Source organism: Ralstonia sp. GX3-BWBA (assembly GCF_003290055.1).
In the GTDB taxonomy this organism is placed as follows: domain Bacteria; phylum Pseudomonadota; class Gammaproteobacteria; order Burkholderiales; family Burkholderiaceae; genus Ralstonia; species Ralstonia holmesii.
Window position 1 is genome coordinate 1 of sequence record NZ_QMKS01000034.1, and the last position, 569, is coordinate 569.

Here is a 569-nt window from a genome sequence, read left to right on the forward strand (position 1 = left end):
ACGACGTCCGGCGCCACCATCAGCACCCTGACGGGCACGGGCACCGTTGGCCTGGGTGGCCAGACGCTGACGCTGGCCAATGCAGCCGGCATATTCAGCGGTGCGATCGGTGGTACGGGCGGCCTCACTGTCAGCGGTGGTACGCAAACGCTGTCGGCGGCGAACGGATTTAGTGGGGCGACGACCATCAATGCGGGCACGCTGGCGCTGTCGGGGGCCGGCAGCATTGCTGCGTCATCGGGCGTAGTCAACAACGGCACGTTTGATATTTCTGGGACGACGTCGGGCACCACCATCAACGCACTGACGGGCTCGGGCGCGGTCGCCCTGGGCGGCCGGACGTTGACCTTGGCGAATGCCTCCGGCACGTTCAGCGGCGCCATTGGCGGTACGGGCGACCTCACGGTGAAGGGCGGTACGCAAACACTGTCCGGCGTGAACACGTATACCGGGGCAACGACGATCAACGCGGGCACGCTCGCGCTGTCGGGGGCCGGCAGCATTGCGGCGTCCTCGGGCGTGGTCAACAACGGCACCTTCGATATCTCTGCGACGACGTCCGGCGCCAC

The 569-nt window shown here is 67.1% G+C and carries 1 protein-coding gene; it reads left to right on the forward strand.

Annotated features, from left to right (window positions below; genetic code table 11):
- Window positions 1-569, forward strand: a 569-nt coding sequence (locus DOD19_RS27465; RefSeq protein WP_204360109.1) for an autotransporter-associated beta strand repeat-containing protein, incomplete at both ends; no start/stop codon positions are given.